1 protein-coding gene is annotated in these 1,354 nt (G+C 61.0%); it reads left to right on the top strand.

The annotated features are described in order from the left end of the window. The first annotated feature begins 62 nt into the window (after nucleotides 1-62). Nucleotides 63-1,315, top strand: a protein-coding gene (locus CSZ94_RS27265) for an IS3 family transposase (RefSeq protein ID WP_102124354.1) whose coding sequence is annotated in 2 segments (ribosomal slippage) — nucleotides 63-342 and nucleotides 342-1,315 — 1,254 coding nt in all. Because the reading frame shifts where the segments join, the coding sequence is not laid out codon by codon here. The last annotated feature ends 39 nt before the right edge of the window (nucleotides 1,316-1,354 follow it).

Here is a 1,354-nt window from a genome sequence, read left to right as displayed (position 1 = left end):
TATAGTGGATCCCGAATCTGAGACGATGGTTTAAGCTGTGGTCCGTGAAAGGATGACAGCAAATGAGTGAAGGTAAAAAACGTCGGGTACACACGGCCGAGTTCAAGGCGAAGGTCGGTCTGGAGGCCGTTCGGGGCGTCAAGACGGTGACGGAGATCGCGCAGGAATTCGGCGTGCATCCGGTGCTGGTGGGCCAGTGGAAAAAGGAAATACTGGAGAACGCCGGCGCGCTGTTCGATGCCAAGCGCGGCCCGAAGCCAATCGATGAAAGCAGCCCCGAGGACAAGCTGTACGGCGAGATCGGTCGGCTGAAGATGGAAGTGGACTGGCTTAAAAAAAAGCTGGGGCCGTGAGCCAGGAGGCGCGCTTGGGCTGGATCGAAACCGAGCACGAGAAACTGCCGCTGACGCGTCAATGCGAGCTGGCGAGCGTGCCGCGCGCGACGGTGTACCGCCGGATTGACGCGGCATCCCGGCAGGCATGCGAGGACGAGAGCGAGCTGAAGCTACGCGCGCTGATCGACGAGGCATACACCAGCCGGCCTTTTTATGGCAGCAGGCGCATGGTGGTGTTTCTGCGCGCGGCTGGCCACGTGGTCAACCGCAAGCGCGTGCAGCGCCTGATGCGCGGCATGGGGCTGGCGGGCATGGCGCCAGGGCCGAATACGAGCCGGGCGCATCCGCAGCACAAGGTTTATCCATATTTATTGCGCGGTGTGCCCGTAACGCGGCCCAACCAGGTGTGGTCGACCGATATCACCTACATCCGGCTGGCGCGTGGCTTCGCGTATCTGGTCGCGATCATCGACTGGTACAGCCGCAAGGTACTGTCCTGGCGCATCAGCAACAGTATGGACGCGTCGTTCTGCGTCGATTGCCTGGAGCACGCCTTGCGCCACCACGGCAAGCCGGAGGTGTTCAACAGCGACCAGGGTTCGCAGTTCACCAGCACGGCTTTCACCGGTGTGCTCAAACGCGAAGGCGTGACCATCAGCATGGACGGGCGCGGCCGGGCGCTGGACAACATCTTCGTCGAGCGCCTGTGGCGCAACGTGAAGTACGAGGATGTGTACCTGAAGGGGTACGCCAACATGGCAGAATTGATGGTGGGCCTGGCGCAGTACTTCGCGTTCTATAACGCCGAGCGACCGCACCAGTCGCTGGACTACCAGACGCCCGACCAAGTCTACCGCGACGGGGTTGGCGGCGGTGCACTGATCGTCGACCGGTTTGGTGACGACGAGAAGAAGTCACAGGGAAAGAGCAATACGGGTCAGCGCCGCGCAGCTGAAGCAGTGGAAACGGGCACAGCTTAAATTAGTCGGCAAAGTGTCTTGACTAATGGATCCACTTTA

The sequence above is a fragment of the Janthinobacterium sp. ROICE36 genome (genome assembly GCF_002869965.1).
Classification (GTDB): Bacteria; Pseudomonadota; Gammaproteobacteria; order Burkholderiales; family Burkholderiaceae_D; genus Janthinobacterium.
This window is presented reverse-complemented; position numbering and strand designations above follow the sequence as displayed.